Source organism: Streptomyces lavendofoliae (assembly GCF_014649735.1).
GTDB classification, from domain to species: Bacteria; Actinomycetota; Actinomycetes; order Streptomycetales; family Streptomycetaceae; genus Streptomyces; species Streptomyces lavendofoliae.
In genome coordinates, this window is the sequence record NZ_BMTP01000018.1 from 97,795 (window position 1) to 116,467 (window position 18,673).

Genomic DNA, 18,673 nt, shown 5'->3' on the forward strand with positions numbered 1-18,673 from the left:
GGCGCCTCGCAGGGCCCGGCCTCCCGTAAGGGGTGCCGGGCCCTGCGCGCGCGTGTCATCGTGGCCGGGAATTGGTCTGGACCTCCTGGAAGGGAACAGGACGATGCGCGGCACCACCGTCTTACCCGGCACGCCCTGCACCGCACCCGCGGAGGGCGTGCTGCCCATGCACCGCCTCGAAGTGCCCATGCCCAACGCGCTGCCGTTCGCGATCGGCAGCTTCGACACCATCGGCCCGATGTCCCGCGCCGCCTTCCCGCACCGGCACACCTTCTACGAGATCGTCCACGTCACGGCCGGGACCGGCACGCACGTACTGGACCTCGCCCGCTGGGAGCTGCGCCCGCCCCACCTGTGCGTCATCGTGCCGGGCCAGGTCCACCACTGGCAGGACGCGGAAGGGCTCGACGGCACGGTGGTGCTGTTCACCGAGGACTTCCTGCTCGACCACCCCGGCGACCGGGAGGTGCTGCGGGGCTTCGCCGGACGCCCCTGGCTCACGCTCGACCGGCCCGACCACGAGCGGACCGGGCGCCTGCTGGCCGACCTCCAGGAGGAGTACCGGCGTGGTGCCGACGGGTTCGAGAGCGTCCTGCGCGCCCTGCTGCACATCCTCGTCGTGCGCGCCGCCCGGCTGCCCGCCCCCGGCGCCGCCACCGCCCAGGCGCCCCCGGGCACCACCCGGCCGGGTGCCGTCGCGGAGGCGTTCGCCCGGCTGCTGGCCCGCACCGATCCGGACCTGTGGTCGGTACGCGCCTGCGCCGCGCACATCGGTGTGACGACCGGCTACCTCACCGAGGCCGTCAAGGCCGCCACCGGCCGGACCCCCGGCCAGCTGGTCCGGGAGGCCCGCACCCACGAGGCCAAGCGGCTCCTCGCGCACACCGAACTGACGGTGCGCCAGGTGGCGGCACGCGTCGGGATGGACGATCCGGCGTACTTCTGCCGCTTCTTCCGGCGGGAGACCGGACTGAGCCCCGGCACGTTCCGGCGGGGCGGCGAGGCACACGGCGACGGTATTCACCACGACCACCGGATCGAGTCCATCGCCCGCCCGGAACCGGCTGCGTAGGTTCGGTGCCGATCCCCGACCGCCCCCATGAGGAGCAGGCATGGACGGACACCCCAGCCGAAAGACCGTGCTGCGCGCCGCGCTCGCCGCGGGCGTCTCCACACCCGCCGCGCTGATGGGCGTGCCGGCGCTGGCCCGCACGGTCAGCGGCACGACGAACGGCCCGGCGCCCGAACTGACCCCCACCTGCGACGACGGCGACGACCCCACCCCGCCGCAGATGGAAGGCCCCTACTTCAAGCCGAACTCGCCCCGGCGCACCTCGCTGCTGGAGCCCGGCACCCCCGGTGTGCGCCTCACCGTCACCGGGTACGTCTTCGGGCTCGCCTGCCGCCCGCTCGGCGGGGTGCTGCTGGACTTCTGGCAGGCGGACGTCAACGGGGCCTACGACAACGCGGGCTTCCGGTTCCGCGGCCACCAGTTCACCGGTGGGGGAGGGGCGTTCACGCTGACCACCATCGTGCCGGGGCTGTACCCGGGCCGCACCCGGCACCTGCACGTCAAGGTGCAGGCCCCCGGCCGCCCGGTGCTGACGACGCAGCTCTACTTCCCCGGCGAGCCCCGCAACAACACCGACGCGCTGTTCGACCCCCGGCTGCTGATGACCGTGCGGGACGCGGGCGGCGCCAGGGAGGCGGCGTTCGACTTCGTGCTCGACGTGCCGCAGACACCGGGTCCCGGGCCCACCCCGCCGCCCGGCGGGACCACCTGGACGGTGGGCACCGCCTACCGGCCGGGCGACCGCGTCACGTACGGGGGAGCGGCGTACGCCTGCCTCCAGGGCCACACGGCGCAGCCGGGCTGGGAGCCCCCGAGCGCGCCGGCCCTGTGGCGGGTCGGCTGACCGGTCGGTCCCCGGTGCCGCAGGCCGGCTGACCGGTCGGTCCCCGGTGCCGGGGCGGCGGACCCGGGGGCTCCGCTCGGTGGACCTGCCCCCGGGTCCCGCCGGTCGCCGCGCCGCCGGCCGGGGGCGCGCATACCGGGCGGGCGGTTCGGCCGGCGCCCGGCAGCGCGCGGCCGGGCGCGGCTCACCGCGCGGGGGTGATCCGTCCGGTGACCTCGCCGAGGCCGACCTTCGTGCCGTCGGGGCCCGGGGCCCAGGCCGTCAGCGTGACCTCGTCGCCGTCCTCCAGGAACGTCCGCTTGCCGGTGGACAGTTCCAGCGGCTCCTGGCCGTTCCAGGTCAGCTCCAGCAGCGAGCCGCGCTGGTGGACCTCCGGGCCGCTGACCGTGCCGGAGCCGTAGAGGTCACCGGTACGCAGGGAGGCGCCGTTGACCGTCATGTGCGCCAGCTGCTGGGCGGCCGTCCAGTACATGGTGGAGAAGGGCGGCTCGGAGACCGTCTCCCCGTTGATGCGCACCGTGATGTGGAGGTCGAAGCCCCCCGGCTCCTCGTCGGAGCCGTCGTCCAGGTACGGCAGGAGGGGGAGGTCGCGCGCGGGCGGCGCCACCCGGGCCGCGTCCAGGGCCTCCAGCGGGGTCACCCAGGCGGACACCGAGGTCGCGAAGGACTTGCCCAGGAACGGGCCGAGGGGGACGTACTCCCACGCCTGGATGTCGCGCGCCGACCAGTCGTTGAGCAGCGTCAGGCCGAAGACGTGGTCGCGGAACGAGGCGAGGGGAACCGGCCGGCCGAGCTCGGAGGGCGTGCCGACCAGGAAGCCGACCTCCGCCTCGATGTCGAGCTTCACCGACGGCCCGAAGACGGGCGCCGGGTCCGCGGGCGCCTTGCGCTGCCCGGCGGGGCGCGTGATGTCGGTACCGGAGACGACGACCGTGCCGGAGCGGCCGTGGTAGCCGATCGGCAGGTGCTTCCAGTTCGGCGTGAGGGCGTCCCCGTCCGGGCGGAAGATCCTGCCGACGTTGGTGGCGTGGTGCTCGGAGGCGTAGAAGTCGACGTAGTCCGCGACCTCGTACGGCAGGTGCAGGGTGACCTCGCCGAGCGGGCGCAGCAGCGGCTCTATGTCGGGGCGGTGCGCCGGGACGGTCACCCAGGCGGTGAGGGCGCGGCGGACGTCGCGCCAGGCGGTGCGGCCGGCGGCGAGGAGCGGGTTCAGGCTCGGCTGGGCCAGCAGCGCCGCGTACGGGGAACCCAGCGCGTGCGCCGCCGCTCCCGCGTCCAGGACGTGGTCGCCGATGCGGACGCCGAGCCGGCGGCGGCCGGGCTCGTCGGCGGTGGTGAAGACGCCGTACGGAAGGTTGTGCGGGCCGAAGGGATCGCCTTCGGTCAGGTCGAGCGGGCTCTGCTCGGGCATCGGTGCTTGCCTCGCTTTCCACGTGTGTGGGGGACACGTTAGATCAGCCCGGCGCGCGGGCGATGCGCTTCTCCCAGGTGTGGTGGAACACCACCTCGGGACCTTCGGCGCAGATCACCTCGTCGGTGGTGAGGAAGTGGGTGGCGTCACAGACGATCTCCGAGCGGGCGTCGACGGTGACGTTCCAGGCGATGTCCGGTCGGTGCAGGCGGATCCTCCACTCCGTGCGGGCGCGGGCGGAGAGGGGTTCCCCCTCGGTGATGACACAGGTCTCCACGGCGTCCTCGGTGATCTCCAGCCCGTCCGGGTACGCGTGGGTGCCGTCCTGGCTGGGGCGGTCCTCCAGGCGCCACTCGCCTGCGGCGACGTCCCGGACGATCAGGCGCGCGGGGCGCCGGGTCTCGGGGTCGTCCAGGGCGGCGGGGACGGTGACGCCGAGGGGCTCGGCCTGTTCCGGTTCCGCGAAGGCGACGCTGTCGGTGGTGGGCCGGCGGACGGGCAGCCGGAGCGAGCAGGCGGCCGGGTCGAGGGTGAAGCCGGCGGCCCGGGGGCCGGGCCAGACCCGGGGCCAGTACGCGGAGGAGACCGCGAGCCGGATCCGGTGGCCGGGCGGGAAGGCGTGGCCGGTGCCGTCCAGTTCGAAGACGTACTCGCGTGGGCCGCCTCCGGGCCCGGCGGCCAGCCGCGCCGCGCCCCGGGTGACGAGGGTGGACGAGCCGTCCGGGGCGACGTCGCAGAGGCGGACGGCGACCTGCCCGGCGGGGGCCTCGGCGCGCAGGGTGAGGGCGACGCGGGGCCGGCCGAGGACGTCGACGGGTGCGCCGTCGTGCGGGACGGGGAAGTCGAAGCAGGCCGCGTGGGCGTCCTCGGCCCGCTGGTCGGGCGGCAGGCCGGCGGGATCGCCGGACGGGACCGGGCGCCCGGCGTCCAGGCCGGTGTGCTGCGGGGAGCGGACGAGGACGGGCGGGCCCTGGAGGGCGTACGTGACCGGCGTGACGTTCGGCGACGGCCAGGCGCCGTCGCCCACCCAGCGTCCGGCGGGCCCCGGCCCGGGGCGGGGTCCGGGCTCCGGGCGGGCGGGCACCGGCGGGGACGGCGTGCCGATCCAGGAGCGGAGGAGCGGTTCGGACATGACCCCGGTGGGCTCGCCCTTCAGGTGGTGGTCCCACCAGCGCAGCGTCTCCTGGAGGAAGCCGATCGCGGGACCGGGCGACTGCTCCCGGTCCGGGTACTGGTGCGCCCAGGGCCCGATGACGCCCCGGACCAGGTCGTCCGGCAGGTGCGCGACCAGCCGCAGGACGGTGTCGTGGTACGGGTCGTGCCACCCGCCCACCGCGAGGACGGCCGCCCGGACGGAGGCGTACGGGTCAGGGGCGCCGCCCCCGGGGCCGGGTCCGCCGGTCCCGGCGTGGTCGTCGCCGGCCGGGTGCGCGAGCCAGGCGTGCGCCGGGGGCGCCAGCGCTTCGAGGCGGGCCGGCCACATCTCGCGCCAGGCGTCACCGGCGTACCGGGGGTCGGGCGGGCACGCGGCGAGGGCGAGCAGGGCGGCCGACCGGGCGAGCAGGGCTGCCGACAGGCCGGGCGTGCCGTTCCCGTCGGCCGGACCGTCCTGGGCGGCCGGGCCGTCGGCGGGGCCGCCCGCGCCATCGGGGCCGTCCGCCGGTTCCGGGCCGTTCCCGTCGGCCGGACCGTCCCGGTGGGGGACCCCGGCCTCGTACCGCCCGTCGGGGCAGGCGACGGCGACGACCGCCCGGAGCGGCTCGGGGGCGAGCGCGGCGGTCCGCAGCGCGGCGGTGCCGCCCCGGCCGACGCCGAACATGCCGACGCGGCCGGTGCACCACGGCCGGGCGGCGAGCCAGTCGATCACCTCGGCGCAGTCGGAGGGCTCCGCCCCGGAGCCCAGGTCGCCGGGCAGTCCCTCGCTGTTGCCGTGGCCGCGCGCGTCCACCCGCACCGAGGCGTAGCCGTGCCCCGCGTACCAGGGGTGGCGCTGCCGGTCGCGGGGCGCGGACCAGTCGGTCAGCCGGTGCGGGTCGTACTCCAGGAGGGCGGGGACGGGCTCGTCGGTGAGGGGGCGCCACACCCGTGCGTAGAGCCTCGTGCCGTCCGCGAGGGGGACGCGGACGTCCTCGTGGACCGTTGCGTACGGAAAGGCGGTGCGGATCTTCATAGGGGCCTCGGGACCCGTCTCGTCGATGTTCCCTGGGGTTTCCTTGGCAGCATGGGGTAAAGGGGGCGTTCACGGTCATATGAGCTGTTCTTGAACATACCGGGGGAGGGCGGAAGGCGCCCACGGTGATCGAAAGGGGACCGGATACGCTGACTTGAGTGAATCCAGCGACACATCGACAATCCGTGTGATCGTCACCAGACAGGAGACCCCCTCGTGACCGCAGTCGGGCCGTTCGGGCTGAGCGTGCGGGACCAGGCTCTTGAGGCCGATGTCCAGACCGGATTGGCGGCCGTCGAGGCAGGGCTCCTCGATGCCACCAAGAGCGACGTGCCGTTCATCACCGAGGCCGCACAGCACCTGGTACGGGCCGGGGGGAAGCGCTTCCGTCCGCTGCTGGTGATGCTCGCCGCCCAGTTCGGCGACCCGCACGCCCCGGGCGTCGTGCCCTCCGCCGTCGTCGTCGAGCTCACGCACCTCGCGACCCTGTACCACGACGACGTCATGGACGAGGCGGACGTGCGCCGCGGGGTGGACAGCGCCAACGCCCGCTGGGGCAACTCGGTGGCCGTCCTGACGGGTGACTTCCTCTTCGCGCGGGCCTCGCACATCCTGGCGGACCTCGGCCCCGAAGCGGTGCGCATCCAGGCCGAGGCGTTCGAGCGCCTCGTCACCGGACAGATCCTGGAGACGGCCGGCCCGCGCGACGGGCGCGACCCGGTCGAGCACTACCTGGACGTCATCGCCGGCAAGACCGGCTCGCTGATCGCCGTGTCGGGGCGCTTCGGCGCGATGATGTCGGGCGCCGACGAGCGGGCCGTGGACATCCTCACGCAGTACGGCGAGCGGCTCGGCGTCGCCTTCCAGCTCGCCGACGACGTCCTGGACATCGCCTCCGACTCCCACGAGTCCGGCAAGACGCCCGGCACCGACCTGCGGGAGGGCATCCCCACCCTGCCGGTGCTGCACCTGCGGGCGCGGGCGGCGTCGGGCGGCGGGGCGGAGGACCTGGAGCTGGTCGCGCTGCTGGACGGCGACCTGACGGACGACGCCCGGCACGCGGAGGCCCTGCGGCGGCTGCGCGTCCACCCGGCCCTGGAGCAGGCCCGGCGGGACACCGTCCGGTACGCCCAGGAGGCGCGGGCCACGCTGGGGCCCCTCCCGGACTGCTACGCGAAGGCCGCGCTGGAGGAGCTGTGCGACCTGGTGGTGCACCGCGCGGGGTAGGGCTCGGGGTCGTTGTCATCCCTGAGCAGTACGGAAGTCGGGCCCCCGGTCTGACGCCCCAGGGGGTGCCGCCTTGGTCAGATGGATACCGATGGATCGCTGACCACGGAGGTAGGCACACATGGCACCGAACGACAGCGCCGGACGCCGCAGGACGGCACGGTACGCGGTTCCGGTCGCGGTGGCGGGGGTGGCGGCGGCGACGATCGGGCTCGTCCCGGCGCTCGCGGCATCCGGGGACCCCGAACTGCCGGAGATCACGGCACAGCAACTGATGGAGAGAATCGCCGCGTCGGACGTGCAGCAGCTGTCCGGCACGGTGAAGGTGACGACGGACCTGGGTCTGCCGTCCGTGGCCGGGCTCGGGGGCGACCTCGGGGGCGCGGCGGGCGGCGACGAGGGCATCGGCAAGCTGCTGGAGCTCGCCTCCGGCACCCACACCCTGCGGGTTGCGGCGGACGGGCCGGACAAGCAGCGGCTGACCGTCGTGGACGACGCCTCCGCCGAGTACAGCCTGGTGCGCGACGGCGAGGACGTCTGGGCGTACGACGGGGCGTCCAAGGAGGCGGTGCACTCCAAGGAGGCGGCACCGTCCGGGGCGGCACGGTCCGATGACGGCGCCCGCACCGCGCCCGGTCTCCCGAGCGGCCCGGCCACGCCCAAGGCCCTGGTGGACGAGGCGCTGAAGGCCGTCGACGCCACGACGTCGGTGACGGTGGACGGTACGGCGCGGATCGCCGGGCGTGACGCGTACCAGCTGGTGATCAAGCCGAAGCAGAGCGGTTCGACGATCGGATCGATCAAGGTCGCGGTGGACGCGGGCAACGGCGTGCCGCTGAAGTTCACGCTCACCCCGAGCGGCGGCGGCAAGGCCGCGATCGACGCCGGGTTCACCAAGGTGGACTTCGCCAAGCCCGACGCGTCGACGTTCGACTTCACCCCGCCCGAGGGCGCCAAGGTGATCGAGGAGCCGGCCGGCGCGGCGGAGCACGCCGTCCCCCGGGAGAAGGGCGGGAAGGGTGCCCCCGAGGACTTCGCGGGCGAGGATGACCTGAACGTCATCGGTGAGGGCTGGACGTCCATCGCCCGGCTCGCCGGCCCGTCCGGTGGTGTCCCCTCCGATCTGCCCGAGGACGCACCGGCGGAGGCCCAGCAGTTCCTGGACGCGCTCGGCGACAAGGTGACCGGGAAGTTCGGTTCCGGGACCGTGTTCAAGACCCGTCTGGTCAACGCCCTGATGACCGACGACGGCAGGGTCTACGTGGGCGCCGTCACCCCCGGGGCGCTGGTCGACGCGGCCAACGCCGACAAGTAGGCGGTGCGCGCGGCTCGTTGGGGGGCGCCCCGCCCGGAGAGGCTGTGTTCGCTCTCCGGGCGGGGCGCCTGCTTGTGCGGTGCGGCGGGCCCGTGCGCGGGCGCCGGTGCGGCCCTTGGCCGGGTGGCCGGGGAAGGGGCCGGGGGCCGGGGCTCAGAACGTGAGGCGGAAGGCGTTGATGTAGCCCGTGTCCTGGGCCGCCACGTCCTGCGCGCGCAGCTTCCACGCGCCGTTCGCCGCCTCGCTCGACGCGTCGACCGTGTACGTGGTCTGCACGTTGTCCGCCGAGTCGCTGCTGCTGGAGTTCTTCAGGCGGTACGCCGTGCCGTCGGGCGCGACGAGGTCCACGACCAGGTCGCCGCGCCAGGTGTGGACGATGTCGACGCCCACCTTCAGCGCGGCCGGCGCGTTGCCGGTGCGGCCGGCGACGGTGACCGTTGACGTCACGGCCGTGCCGTTGTCCGGGATGGCCACGTCGGCGGTGTTCTCGTACGTGTCACCGGTGGGGGGCTCGGTCGTACCGGCCGACAGCGTCCAGATGGCGTGCGCGACCGCGTCGCTGTTCCGGTCGAGCGCCGTGTCGTTGATGTTGGACGTGCTGTCGCAGGAGGAGTGGTAGCAGCGGTCGAAGGCCTGGCCGGCCGTACCGCCCCACTTCTGCGCCTGGGCGCTGGTCTTCGTACGGCTCGCGCCGGTGAACAGACCGCCGACGGGAATGCCGGCGTTCTTGAACGAGGCGTGGTCGGAGCGGCCGTCGCCCTCGGTCTCGATCTCGGTGGGGACGCCGAGGCCGGTGAAGTAGTCCTTGAAGGTCTTCTCGATGACCGGGTCGTCGTCGTAGACGAAGTAGCCGGGGTTCGGCGAACCGATCATGTCGAAGTTGAGGTACCCGGAGACCTTGGCCCGCTCGGTGGCGGGCAGGGTGCTCACGTAGTGCTTGGAGCCGACCAGGCCGAGTTCCTCCGCGCCCCACCATCCGAAGCGCAGGTGCTTGGTGGGCTTGAGCTGGGCGCGGGAGACGGCGAGCGCGGTCTCCAGCACGGCGGCCGACCCGGAGCCGTTGTCGTTGATGCCGGCGCCGGAGGACACGGAGTCGAGGTGGGCGCCGGCCATGATCACCTGGTTGGTGTCGCCGCCGGGCCAGTCGGCGATCAGGTTGTAGCCGGTGGTGCCGTTGTACGTGAACTGCTGGACGGTGGTGGTGTATCCGGCGGCGTCCAGCTTGGCCTTCACGTAGTCGATCGACGCCTTGTAGCCGGGGCGGCCGTGGGCGCGGTTGCCGCCGTTGGCGCCGGCTATGGACTGGAACTGGGTGAGGTGCCCCTTGACGTTGGCGAGGGGGATGTCCGGTGCGGCGAGCGCGGCGGCGGTCGTCCGTGCCGTGGTCGACGTGGTCGTCGCGGAGGACGGGGCGGCGGTGGCGGCCGGGGCGGCGGTGGCCAGGAGGCCGGCCAGGACGAGCGCGGCTGTCGCGGCGGTGCGTCTGGGTATGCGGTGGTGGACGGAGAGATTCATGTGGGGGCTCCGGAATTCCGTACGGGGATGGGACGGAACGTGCGAGACGCCCCGCGGCCGGGGTGGCGCGGGGCGTTGGAGCTGGTCGAGCCGGTGGAGCGGGTGCAGCTACTGCTGCGACGTGCGTGCTGAATGTTCAGCGAGAGTTTGACTCAGCGTCAAGGGCGTAAACCGGTCACCACTGTTCGGATATCGGAAGGCAGTCGACGCGAAGCGGTCGTGGAATGAACTCCATCGCACCGTTTTCCAGTCCCGTCCGTCCATGAGCGCTCCTGACGGCCCATGCGCGTCCCCGTCCGTGCACCTGGTCCACCCGGAGGGTCCGGCCGGGGTGACGCCCGCGGGGTCCGGCACCGGCGCCGGCACGGCGTCGCCCCGGCAGCTACTGCACGCAGAACTCGTTGCCCTCCGGGTCGGCCAGGACGGTCCACTCGCCACCCGGCTCCTCGACGTGACGCAGTACGGACGCGCCCCGCGCCTCCAGGCGCGCCACCTCCGCGTCGCGCCGTCCCGGTGGAGCGTGCAGATCGAGGTGGAGGCGGTTCTTCCCGGTCTTCGCTTCCGGTACGCGCTGGAAGAGCAGCCGCCTGCCGAGCCCGATGCCCGTCTCCTCCTGGTACGGGTCGTCCGGATGCCGGACTGCGACCAGATTCCGCCAGGCGCGACGGCCGTGCGCCTCGACGGTGTCCGCCTCCGTCACGTGTCCGAGGCCGAGCAGCCGGTCGATCAGGGCGCTGTTGTCCTCGACCAGGTACCCCAGGGCCTCCGCCCAGAAGTCGGCCTGGGCGTGCGGGTCGGCGGCGTCGATCACAAGCTTCCAGTGGAGCGGTGTCATGTAACCACTTATATTGGTTAGGTGAGTGAGCGTGCAACGGGAATGACCCTGCGTCCGCCGGACGGCGGCTCCTTCCGCTTCGATCCGGGCGCCCTGTGCCTGGAGCTGCTGCTCACCGGCGGCCCGGGCCCGCTCGCCCGGTTCGAGGTGCTCGACACTCCCGCCGGGTTGCTCGACTGGGTGGCGGCCAGCCGCCTGGAGCCTCCAAGCCTGCGGCTGCCGCCCGTGGGCGAGGGCGACCTCGCCGCGGTGCGGGAGGTGCGGGACGCCCTGCAGAGGCTTACCGTCGCCCGGGCGCACGGCCGCCCCCCGGGGGCCGCCGACCTGGCCGTGGTGAACGCCGCCGCGGCCGTACCGCCGCTGGTCGTGCGCATGACGGCGGCGGGGGAGCGGGAGTGGGCGCCCGGCGCGAGCGTGGCCGGGCTGCTGTCGACGGTCGCCCGCGACGCGGTCGAGCTGTTCACGGGCGCGCACGCGGCGGCGGGCCGGATCCGCGAGTGCGGCGGTCCCGACTGCTACCTGCTCTTCGTCGACACCTCCCGCCCCGGCCGCCGCCGCTGGTGCGCGATGGAACGGTGCGGCAACCGGCACAAGGTGCGTGCCCATCGCGCCCGTACACAGAGCGAAGGAGAAGAACGATGCCCACAGGTCTGACGCGCGACGCGGGGTGGGAGACCGGCGTCTCGAAGACCCTGCCGCTGCCGGCCGGCGCCGTCTGGGAGTTCATCACGGGCCCTGAGGGCCTCGCGCTGTGGCTCGGTGACGTCCGGGGCGGGTTGCCCACCGAGCGGGGCGCGGCCTACGCGACGGCCGACGGCGTCACCGGCGAGGTGCGCGGCTACCGGCCGGGCGACCGCGTACGCCTCACCTACGGCGGGACGACGCTCCAGGTCACCGTCTCCGGGGCCGGCCCTCGGAAGGCGGTCCTCCGCTTCCATCAGGAGCGGCTCGCGAGCGCGGACGAGCGGGAGCGGCGCCGTGCGCACTGGCAGGGCGTGATGCGCCGGGTGGTGGAGGAGCTGGGCGTGGGCGCCGGCTAGACCTTCGGCGCGTCCACCGGCCGGGTGGTCCCCCGCGGTCCCGCCGGACCGGCCGCGGGGGCGGTCGCCGCCGTGGCCTCGGTTGCCGCCGTCGCCCCCGCCGTTTCCGCCTCCTTCGTCGCGGTCGCCGGCGGCGTCGCGCTCTCCGCCGTCCTCGCGCCCGCCGCGCTCGTGGCCGCCGACAGCCGCAGCGCCGCCGCCTCCGCCCTCGTACGCCGCGACGTGCGCAGGGCGTCCCACGTCAGCACCGTCAGGGCGAGCCAGACGAGTGAGAAGCCCGCCCACCGCTCGGGCGGCATGGCCTCGTGGAAGTAGACGACGCCCAGGGTGAACTGGAACACCGGCGCCAGGTACTGCAACAGCCCCAGGGTCGACAAAGGCACCCGGATCGCCGCCGCGCCGAAGCAGACCAGCGGCACCGCGGTGACCACGCCGGTCGCGGCGAGCAGCGCCGCGTGGCCCGCCCCCTCGCCGCCGAAGTGCGCCGAGCCCCGCGAGCCCAGCCACAGCAGGTACGCCAGCGCCGGCAGGAACTGGACGGCGGTCTCCGCCGCCAGCGACTCCAGGCCCCCGATGTTGACCTTCTTCTTCACCAGGCCGTAGACGGCGAAGGAGAAGGCGAGGATCAGCGAGATCCACGGCGGCCGGCCGTAGCCCACCGCCAGGACCACCACCGCCACGAAGCCGGTGCCGACCGCCGCCCACTGCGCCGGCCGCAGCCGCTCCTTCAGCAGCAGGACGCCCATGGCGATGGTGACCAGCGGGTTGATGAAGTAGCCGAGGGAGGCCTCCACCACCTGGCCCGCGTTCACGGCCCAGATGTACAGGCCCCAGTTGATGGTGATCACGGTCGCGGCGAGCGCTATCAGGCCGAGCTTGCGGGGCTGGCCCAGCAGCTCGCGTATCCAGCCCCAGCGGCGCAGCGCGAGGAGCGCGACGCCCACGACGACCAGGGACCAGACCATGCGGTGGGCCAGGATCTCGATGGCCCCGGCCGGCTTGAGCAGCGGCCAGAAGAGCGGCACGAGGCCCCACATGCCGTAGGCGCTCACGCCGTAGAGGAATCCCGCCCGCTGCTCGCCGCCGCTCTTCGCCGCCACCGGCCGCCGCCCTTCCGCGCCCCTGTCCCGCACATGCCCTGAACATGCCCTGCGGACGAAGGTAGCGCCGGGCGGGGCGGCCTGTCATGTCCGTACCGCGATACGGTCATGACGCCTGGATCACAGGCGTTCCAGCGCCTGCGCCACCGTGTCGGCGAGCGGGGTGGTCGGGCGGCCGATCAGGCGGGACAGGTCGCCGTCGGTGCGGGCCAGCCGGCCGCGCTCGATCGCCTTGTCGACATCGACGAGGATCGCCGCGAACGGCTCGGGGACCCCGGCGCCGGTGAGGACCGCCAGGTGCGCCTCGGCCGGCACGTTCCGGTACGCGACGGCCTTGCCCGACCGGCGCGAGACCTCCGCCGCGTACTCGGCCAGCGACCACGCGGTGTCGCCGCTCAGCTCGTACACCTGACCCAGGTGCCCCTCCTGGGTCAGCACGGCGGCGGCCGCGGCCGCGTAGTCGGCGCGGGCGGCGGAGGCGACGCGCCCCTGGCCGGCGTTGGCGACGACCGCGCCGTGCTCCAGGACCGGGGCGAGCTGGTCGGTGTAGTTCTCGGTGTACCAGCCGTTGCGCAGCAGCGTGTACGGCAGGCCGGAGTCCAGGATCAGCCGCTCGGTCACCTGGTGCTCGGCGGCCAGCTCGAAGTCGGCCTCCGGCCCGCCCAGGATGCCGGTGTACGCCAGCTGCGCCACGCCCGCCGCCTTGGCCGCGCTGATCACCGCGGCGTGCTGCGGCACGCGCCGCCCCACCTCGCTGCCGGAGACCAGCAGTACGCGGTCGCCCGCCTGGAACGCGTCGGCCAGCGTCTCGGGCCGGTCGTAGTCGGCGACGCGCAGGTCGACGCCGCGCTCAGCCAGGTCGGCGGCCTTCGCCTTGTCGCGTACGACGGCGACGATGCGGGCCGGCGCGATGCCGTCGGCCAGCAGGGCGTCGACGACGAGGCGGCCGAGACGGCCGGTGGCTCCGGTGACGACGATGCTCATGAGGTGGTTCTCCTTCGGTCGGACGATCGGAGCACCAACCTACGGAATGCACTAACTGGAGGAAAGTACCCACTTTGAAGTAAGGTACTGTCATGAGCGTAAGCATCCCGGCCGCCCAGCCGCTCCCGCCGAACGTCATGGACGCCATGTGTCCCTCCCGTCAGGTCCTGGAGCACGTCACCAGCCGCTGGGGCGTGCTGGTGCTCGCCGCCCTGCTGGAGCGCCCGTACCGGTTCAGCGAACTGCGCCGCTTCATCGGGGGCGTCAGCGAGAAGATGCTCGCCCAGACGCTCCAGACCCTGGAGCGGGACGGCTTCGTCCACCGCGACGCCCAGCCCGTCATCCCGCCCCGCGTCGACTACTCGCTCACCGCGCTCGGCAGGGAGGCCGCCGAGCAGGTGTGGGCCCTCGCCCGGTGGACCGAGCGGCACGTCGACGACGTCCGGCGGGCACAGGAGGTCTACGACGAGGCCCGGGCCTCCTGACGGAGACCCGGGCCCGGTGGCCGACCGCGCCGGACGTCAGCCGACGACGGTCCATGTGTCGTTGCCCGCGAGCAGCGCCGCCAGGTCGCCCTTGCCGTTCTGCTCGACGGCCGCGTCGAGCTGGTCGGCCATCTGCGTGTCGTAGACGGGGCGCCGGACGGCACGGAACACGCCGATGGGTGTGTGGTGCAGCGTGTCGGGGTCCGCGAGCCGGGACAGGGCGAAGGCCGTGGTCGGGCTGGCGCCGTGCGCGTCGTGGACGATGACCTGGCCCTCGTTCTCGGGGGTGACCGTCACGACCTTCAGGTCGCCGGTGGCCGGGTCCCGCACCACACCCTTGGCGCCGTCCGGGCCGAAGCGGACCGGCTGCCCGTGCTCCAGCCGGATCACGGCCTCCTCGGCCTTGTCCTTGTCCTTCAGGACGTCGAAGGCCCCGTCGTTGAAGATGTTGCAGTTCTGGTAGATCTCGACCAGCGCCGTGCCGGGGTGGTCGGCCGCCTGCCGCAGCACCTCGGTGAGGTGCTTGCGGTCGGAGTCGACGGTCCGGGCCACGAAGGACGCCTCCGCGCCGATGGCCAGGGACACCGGGTTGAACGGCGCGTCGAGCGAACCCATCGGCGTCGACTTGGTGACCTTGCCGACCTCGGACGTCGGCGAGTACTGCCCCTTCGTCAGGCCGTAGATCCGGTTGTTGAACAGCAGGATCTTGAGGTTGACGTTGCGCCGCAGGGCGTGGATCAGGTGGTTGCCGCCGATGGACAGCGCGTCCCCGTCGCCGGTGACGACCCAGACGGACAGGTCGGTGCGGGAGGAGGCCAGGCCCGTCGCGATCGCCGGCGCGCGGCCGTGGATCGAGTGCATCCCGTAGGTGTTCATGTAGTACGGGAAGCGGGACGAGCATCCGATGCCGGAGACGAAGACGATGTTCTCCTTCGCCAGGCCGAGCTCGGGCATGAAGCCCTGCACGGCGGCGAGGATGGCGTAGTCACCGCAGCCGGGGCACCAGCGCACTTCCTGATCGGACTTGAAGTCCTTCATGGACTGCTTGGCCTCGGCCTTGGGGACCAGCTTCAGCGCCTCAGTCATGGATGGCCTCCTTGAGAGCGGTGGCGAGCTGCTCGGCCTTGAACGGCATACCGTTCACCTGGTTGTAGCTGTGCGCGTCGACCAGATATTTCGCCCTGATGAGAGTGGCGAGCTGGCCCAGGTTCATCTCCGGCACGACGACCTTGTCGTACCGCTTGAGCACCACCCCGAGGTTCTTCGGGAGGGGGTTGAGGTGGCGCAGGTGGGCCTGGCCGATCGACTCGCCGGCCGACCGCAGCCGTCGCACGGCGGCCGTGATCGGCCCGTACGTCGAGCCCCAGCCCAGCACCAGGGTGCGGGCGGCGGAGCCCGGGTCGTCGATCTCCAGGTCGGGGACGTCGATGCCGTCGACCTTGGCCTGGCGGGTGCGGACCATGAAGTCGTGGTTGGCCGGGTCGTAGGAGATGTTGCCCGTGCCGTCCTGCTTCTCGATGCCGCCGATCCGGTGCTCCAGCCCCGGCGTACCGGGCAGGGCCCACGGGCGGGCCAGCGTCTCCGGGTCGCGTTTGTAGGGCCAGAAGACCTCGGTGCCGTCGTCCAGCGTGTGGTTCGGCCCGGTGGCGAACCGTACGCCCAGGTCGGGCAGCTCCTCCAGGTCCGGGACGCGCCACGGCTCGGAGCCGTTGGCCAGGTAGCCGTCGGAGAGCAGGAACACCGGGGTGCGGTAGGTCAGCGCGATCCGCGCCGCCTCCAGCGCCGCGTCGAAGCAGTCCGCCGGGGTCCTCGGCGCCACGATCGGCACCGGGGCCTCGCCGTTGCGCCCGTACATCGCCTGGAGGAGGTCCGCCTGCTCCGTCTTGGTCGGCAGCCCGGTGGACGGGCCGCCACGCTGGATGTCGACGATCAGCAGCGGCAGCTCCAGCGAGACCGCGAGCCCGATCGTCTCCGACTTCAGCGCCACACCGGGGCCCGACGTGGTGGTGACCGCCAGCGACCCGCCGAAGGCCGCGCCCAGCGCCGCGCCGATGCCCGCGATCTCGTCCTCGGCCTGGAAGGTCCGCACACCGAAGTTCTTGTGCTTGGACAGCTCGTGCAGGATGTCGGACGCCGGGGTGATCGGGTAGGAGCCCAGGTACAGCGGCAGGTCCGCCTGTCGGCCCGCGGCGACCAGGCCGTAGGCGAGGGCGAGGTTCCCGGAGATGTTCCGGTAGGTGCCGGCGGGGAACGCCTTGGTGGCCGGGGCGACCTCGTAGGAGACCGCGAAGTCCTCGGTGGTCTCGCCGAAGTTCCACCCGGCGCGGAAGGCCGCCACGTTCGCCTCGGCGATCTCCGGCTTCCTGGCGAACTTCCGCCGCAGGAATTTCTCCGTGCCCTCGGTCGGACGGTGGTACATCCAGCTCAGCAGCCCGAGCGCGAACATGTTCTTGGAGCGCTCGGCCTCCTTGCGGGACAGGCCGAAGTCCTTGAGCGCCTCGATCGTCAGCGTCGTCAGCGGCACCGGATGGACCCGGTAGCCGTCCAGTGAGCCGTCCTCCAGCGGGGACGTCTCGTAGCCGACCTTCGCCATGGCCCGCTTGGCGAACTCGTCGGTGTTGACGATGATCTCGCCGCCGCGCGGCACGTCCCCGATGTTGGCCTTCAGCGCGGCGGGGTTCATCGCCACGAGCACGTTGGGCGCGTCACCCGGCGTGAGGATGTCGTGGTCGGCGAAGTGCAGCTGGAAGGACGAGACGCCCGGCAGCGTGCCGGCGGGCGCCCGGATCTCGGCCGGGAAGTTCGGCAGGGTCGACAGGTCGTTCCCGAACGACGCCGTCTCCGACGTGAAACGGTCACCCGTCAGCTGCATACCGTCGCCCGAGTCACCCGCGAAACGGATGATCACCCGGTCCAGACGGCGTACTTCCTTTTCCGCACCCTGCTGGCCGGGGCCGCCACGCTGTTCCCCGACGACAGCCTCACCGGCCGTCCGGTCCCCACCGGACCCGTCGGACCGATCGGCTGGGCTACTGACCTGGCTGGTCACTGAACTGGACCTCCCTCGAGACAAGGGGCCTCCCCGCCGTCGGCGGGGGAACGCTCGGGAGACAGCCGGCCCACCGGCCGTCCCAAGGCCCACCCTACGTCCGCAAGGGGCGCCCACCCTGGACCGCTCATATGATGGACGCCTCTCTGAGACGCCCTTACGCCCTGGATCATCATGCTTCGTCTCCCCCTGTGCCGTTCGGTAACGACGCTCCCGACTCGTCCTTCGATTCCGGGCCGTGCGGCGGATTCCCCGGCCGGCGCGGCCGGCTCGGCGGGCGCCGCACCTCAGCCGTTCAGGTAGGTCAGCACCGCGAGCACCCGGCGGTGGTCCCCGTCGCTCGGCGACAGGCCGAGCTTCAGGAAGATGTTGCTCACGTGCTTCTCCACCGCCCCCTCGCTCACCTTCAGCTGCCGCGCGATCGCCGAATTGGTCCTGCCTTCCGCCATCAGGCCCAGGACCTCGCGCTCGCGCGGCGTCAGCGCCGCAAGCACGTCCTGCTTACGGCTGCGGCCGAGCAGCTGGGCCACCACCTCGGGGTCCAGGGCCGTGCCGCCCCGGGCCACCCGGACCACCGCGTCCACGAACTCCCGGACCTCGGCGACCCGGTCCTTCAGCAGGTAGCCCACGCCCCGGCTGCTGCCCGCCAGCAGCTCGGTGGCGTACCGCTCCTCCACGTACTGCGAGAGCACCAGCACCCCCATGTCCGGGTACTCCGCACGGAGCCGCACCGCCGCCCGCACGCCCTCGTCGGTGTGGGTCGGCGGCATCCGTACGTCGGCCACCACCACGTCCGGCAGCGCGCCCTCGCCGGCCAGCCCGGCCACCGTCGTCACCAGCGCGTCACCGTCCCCGACTCCGGCCACCACGTCATGGCCCCGGTCGGTCAGCAGCCGGGTCAGGCCCTCCCGGAGCAGCACCGAATCCTCCGCGATGACCACGCGCACCCTGTCCTCCACCACGACCCGCATCCCCCATGTTCCGATCTCCACCACGCGCGTCCCGCGTCTGTGCCCCAGCATCCCAGCAGCCGTACGCCGGCGGGCCGGCCTGTGGACAACTGGCCGGCCCGCGGCCACCGGGCCGCGACGGAGAAGGGCGTGCCGACAGAGGTGGAGGTGAGGGGCACGGAGGTGTCGGACCCGTAGATGACGGACCCGGAGATGACGGACCCGGAGGTGGCCGGGGAGGCGCGCCGGGGCGCCGGTGGGACCCGGCGGGCCCGGCAACCGGTGGGACCGGCGGGAGGACGGCGGGGTCAGCCCCGCCAGGGCAGCTCGGCGGTGATCGTCGTCGGACCGCCCACGGGGGAGTGCACGGCGACGATGCCGTCCACCGCGTCCAGCCGCTCCGTCAGCCCCGCGAGGCCGCCGCCCTTGGTCACGTCCGCGCCGCCACGACCGTCGTCCGTCACCTGGAGCATCAGCCTGTCGTCCACTCGCCATACGTCGACCGTCGCATGGTCGGCTCGCGAGTGCTTGGAGACGTTCTGGAGGAGCTCCGAGACGGTGAAGTAGGCGATGCCCTCGATCGCGGGTATCGGCCGAGACGGCAGGTCCACCTCCACGGTGACGGGGACGGTGCAGCGGGAGGCGACGGAGGACAGGGCGGCGTCGAGTCCTCGGT

Annotated in this window: 17 protein-coding genes; 7 read left to right on the forward strand and 10 right to left on the reverse strand. The window is 73.2% G+C overall.

What is annotated here, in order from left to right; genetic code table 11:
- Positions 1-103 precede the first annotated feature (103 nt).
- Both IE109_RS27940 and IE109_RS27945 read left to right on the forward strand, forming a co-directional pair.
- A complete protein-coding gene (locus IE109_RS27940; RefSeq protein ID WP_189554137.1) occupies positions 104-1,072 on the forward strand; it encodes a helix-turn-helix transcriptional regulator in 969 nt (322 codons plus the stop codon).
- 40 nt (positions 1,073-1,112) lie between these two features.
- Complete coding sequence (locus IE109_RS27945; RefSeq protein WP_189554138.1) at positions 1,113-1,916, forward strand: dioxygenase family protein; 804 nt, start codon at positions 1,113-1,115, stop codon at positions 1,914-1,916.
- 184 nt (positions 1,917-2,100) lie between these two features.
- On the opposite strand, the gene fahA is transcribed toward IE109_RS27945, so the two are convergent.
- Positions 2,101-3,327 (reverse strand): fumarylacetoacetase, encoded by a 1,227-nt coding sequence (gene fahA, locus IE109_RS27950; RefSeq protein WP_189554139.1) that lies wholly within the window; start codon positions 3,325-3,327, stop codon positions 2,101-2,103.
- 43 nt (positions 3,328-3,370) lie between these two features.
- Positions 3,371-5,497 carry a CocE/NonD family hydrolase gene (locus tag IE109_RS27955; protein WP_189554140.1) on the reverse strand — a complete coding sequence of 709 codons (2,127 nt, stop codon included), beginning with the start codon at positions 5,495-5,497 and terminating at the stop codon, positions 3,371-3,373.
- 216 nt (positions 5,498-5,713) lie between these two features.
- Here IE109_RS27955 and IE109_RS27960 point away from each other — a divergent pair, with 216 nt between their 5' ends.
- The gene (locus tag IE109_RS27960; RefSeq protein WP_189554141.1) at positions 5,714-6,724 is read left to right on the forward strand and encodes a polyprenyl synthetase family protein; all 1,011 of its coding nucleotides are present in this window, start codon (positions 5,714-5,716) and stop codon (positions 6,722-6,724) included.
- A 121-nt stretch (positions 6,725-6,845) separates the two neighbouring features.
- Entirely contained in the window at positions 6,846-8,039 is a 1,194-nt protein-coding gene (locus IE109_RS27965) for a LolA family protein (RefSeq protein ID WP_189554142.1), read from the forward strand.
- A gap of 153 nt (positions 8,040-8,192) precedes the next feature.
- On the opposite strand, the gene IE109_RS27970 is transcribed toward IE109_RS27965, so the two are convergent.
- The gene (locus IE109_RS27970) at positions 8,193-9,554 is read right to left on the reverse strand and encodes a M28 family peptidase (RefSeq protein WP_189554143.1); all 1,362 of its coding nucleotides are present in this window, start codon (positions 9,552-9,554) and stop codon (positions 8,193-8,195) included.
- Positions 9,555-9,936: 382 nt separating this feature from the next.
- Entirely contained in the window at positions 9,937-10,389 is a 453-nt protein-coding gene (locus IE109_RS27975) for a VOC family protein (RefSeq protein ID WP_189554144.1), read from the reverse strand.
- 42 nt (positions 10,390-10,431) lie between these two features.
- Between IE109_RS27975 and IE109_RS27980 the strand changes: the two genes are divergently transcribed.
- Positions 10,432-11,043, forward strand: coding sequence for a CGNR zinc finger domain-containing protein (locus IE109_RS27980; RefSeq protein ID WP_189554159.1), 612 nt, complete (start codon positions 10,432-10,434; stop codon positions 11,041-11,043).
- Positions 11,028-11,429 carry an SRPBCC domain-containing protein gene (locus IE109_RS27985; protein WP_189554145.1) on the forward strand — a complete coding sequence of 134 codons (402 nt, stop codon included), beginning with the start codon at positions 11,028-11,030 and terminating at the stop codon, positions 11,427-11,429. Before IE109_RS27980 ends, IE109_RS27985 begins: the two co-directional genes overlap by 16 nt.
- On the opposite strand, the gene rarD is transcribed toward IE109_RS27985, so the two are convergent.
- Positions 11,426-12,466, reverse strand: coding sequence for an EamA family transporter RarD (rarD, locus tag IE109_RS27990; RefSeq protein WP_229891628.1), 1,041 nt, complete (start codon positions 12,464-12,466; stop codon positions 11,426-11,428). The two genes, IE109_RS27985 and rarD, sit on opposite strands and share 4 nt — an antisense overlap.
- A gap of 183 nt (positions 12,467-12,649) precedes the next feature.
- The gene (locus tag IE109_RS27995; protein WP_189554147.1) at positions 12,650-13,513 is read right to left on the reverse strand and encodes an SDR family oxidoreductase; all 864 of its coding nucleotides are present in this window, start codon (positions 13,511-13,513) and stop codon (positions 12,650-12,652) included.
- Between the two features lie 92 nt (positions 13,514-13,605).
- On the opposite strand from IE109_RS27995, the gene IE109_RS28000 reads away from it, so the two are divergent.
- Positions 13,606-13,998, forward strand: coding sequence for a winged helix-turn-helix transcriptional regulator (locus tag IE109_RS28000; RefSeq protein WP_189554148.1), 393 nt, complete (start codon positions 13,606-13,608; stop codon positions 13,996-13,998).
- Positions 13,999-14,034: 36 nt separating this feature from the next.
- Here IE109_RS28000 and IE109_RS28005 read toward each other — a convergent pair whose 3' ends face one another.
- From IE109_RS28005 to IE109_RS28020, 4 genes are all read right to left on the reverse strand, one after another.
- Positions 14,035-15,084, reverse strand: coding sequence for a 2-oxoacid:ferredoxin oxidoreductase subunit beta (locus tag IE109_RS28005; RefSeq protein WP_189554149.1), 1,050 nt, complete (start codon positions 15,082-15,084; stop codon positions 14,035-14,037).
- Positions 15,077-17,047 carry a 2-oxoacid:acceptor oxidoreductase subunit alpha gene (locus tag IE109_RS28010; RefSeq protein ID WP_189554150.1) on the reverse strand — a complete coding sequence of 657 codons (1,971 nt, stop codon included), beginning with the start codon at positions 17,045-17,047 and terminating at the stop codon, positions 15,077-15,079. Before IE109_RS28010 ends, IE109_RS28005 begins: the two co-directional genes overlap by 8 nt.
- Before the next feature lie 287 nt (positions 17,048-17,334).
- A complete protein-coding gene (locus IE109_RS28015) occupies positions 17,335-18,018 on the reverse strand; it encodes a response regulator transcription factor (protein ID WP_506417186.1) in 684 nt (227 codons plus the stop codon).
- Between the two features lie 287 nt (positions 18,019-18,305).
- The coding region (locus IE109_RS28020) for a sensor histidine kinase (protein ID WP_373297789.1) at positions 18,306-18,673 on the reverse strand (368 nt) is incomplete at its 5' end.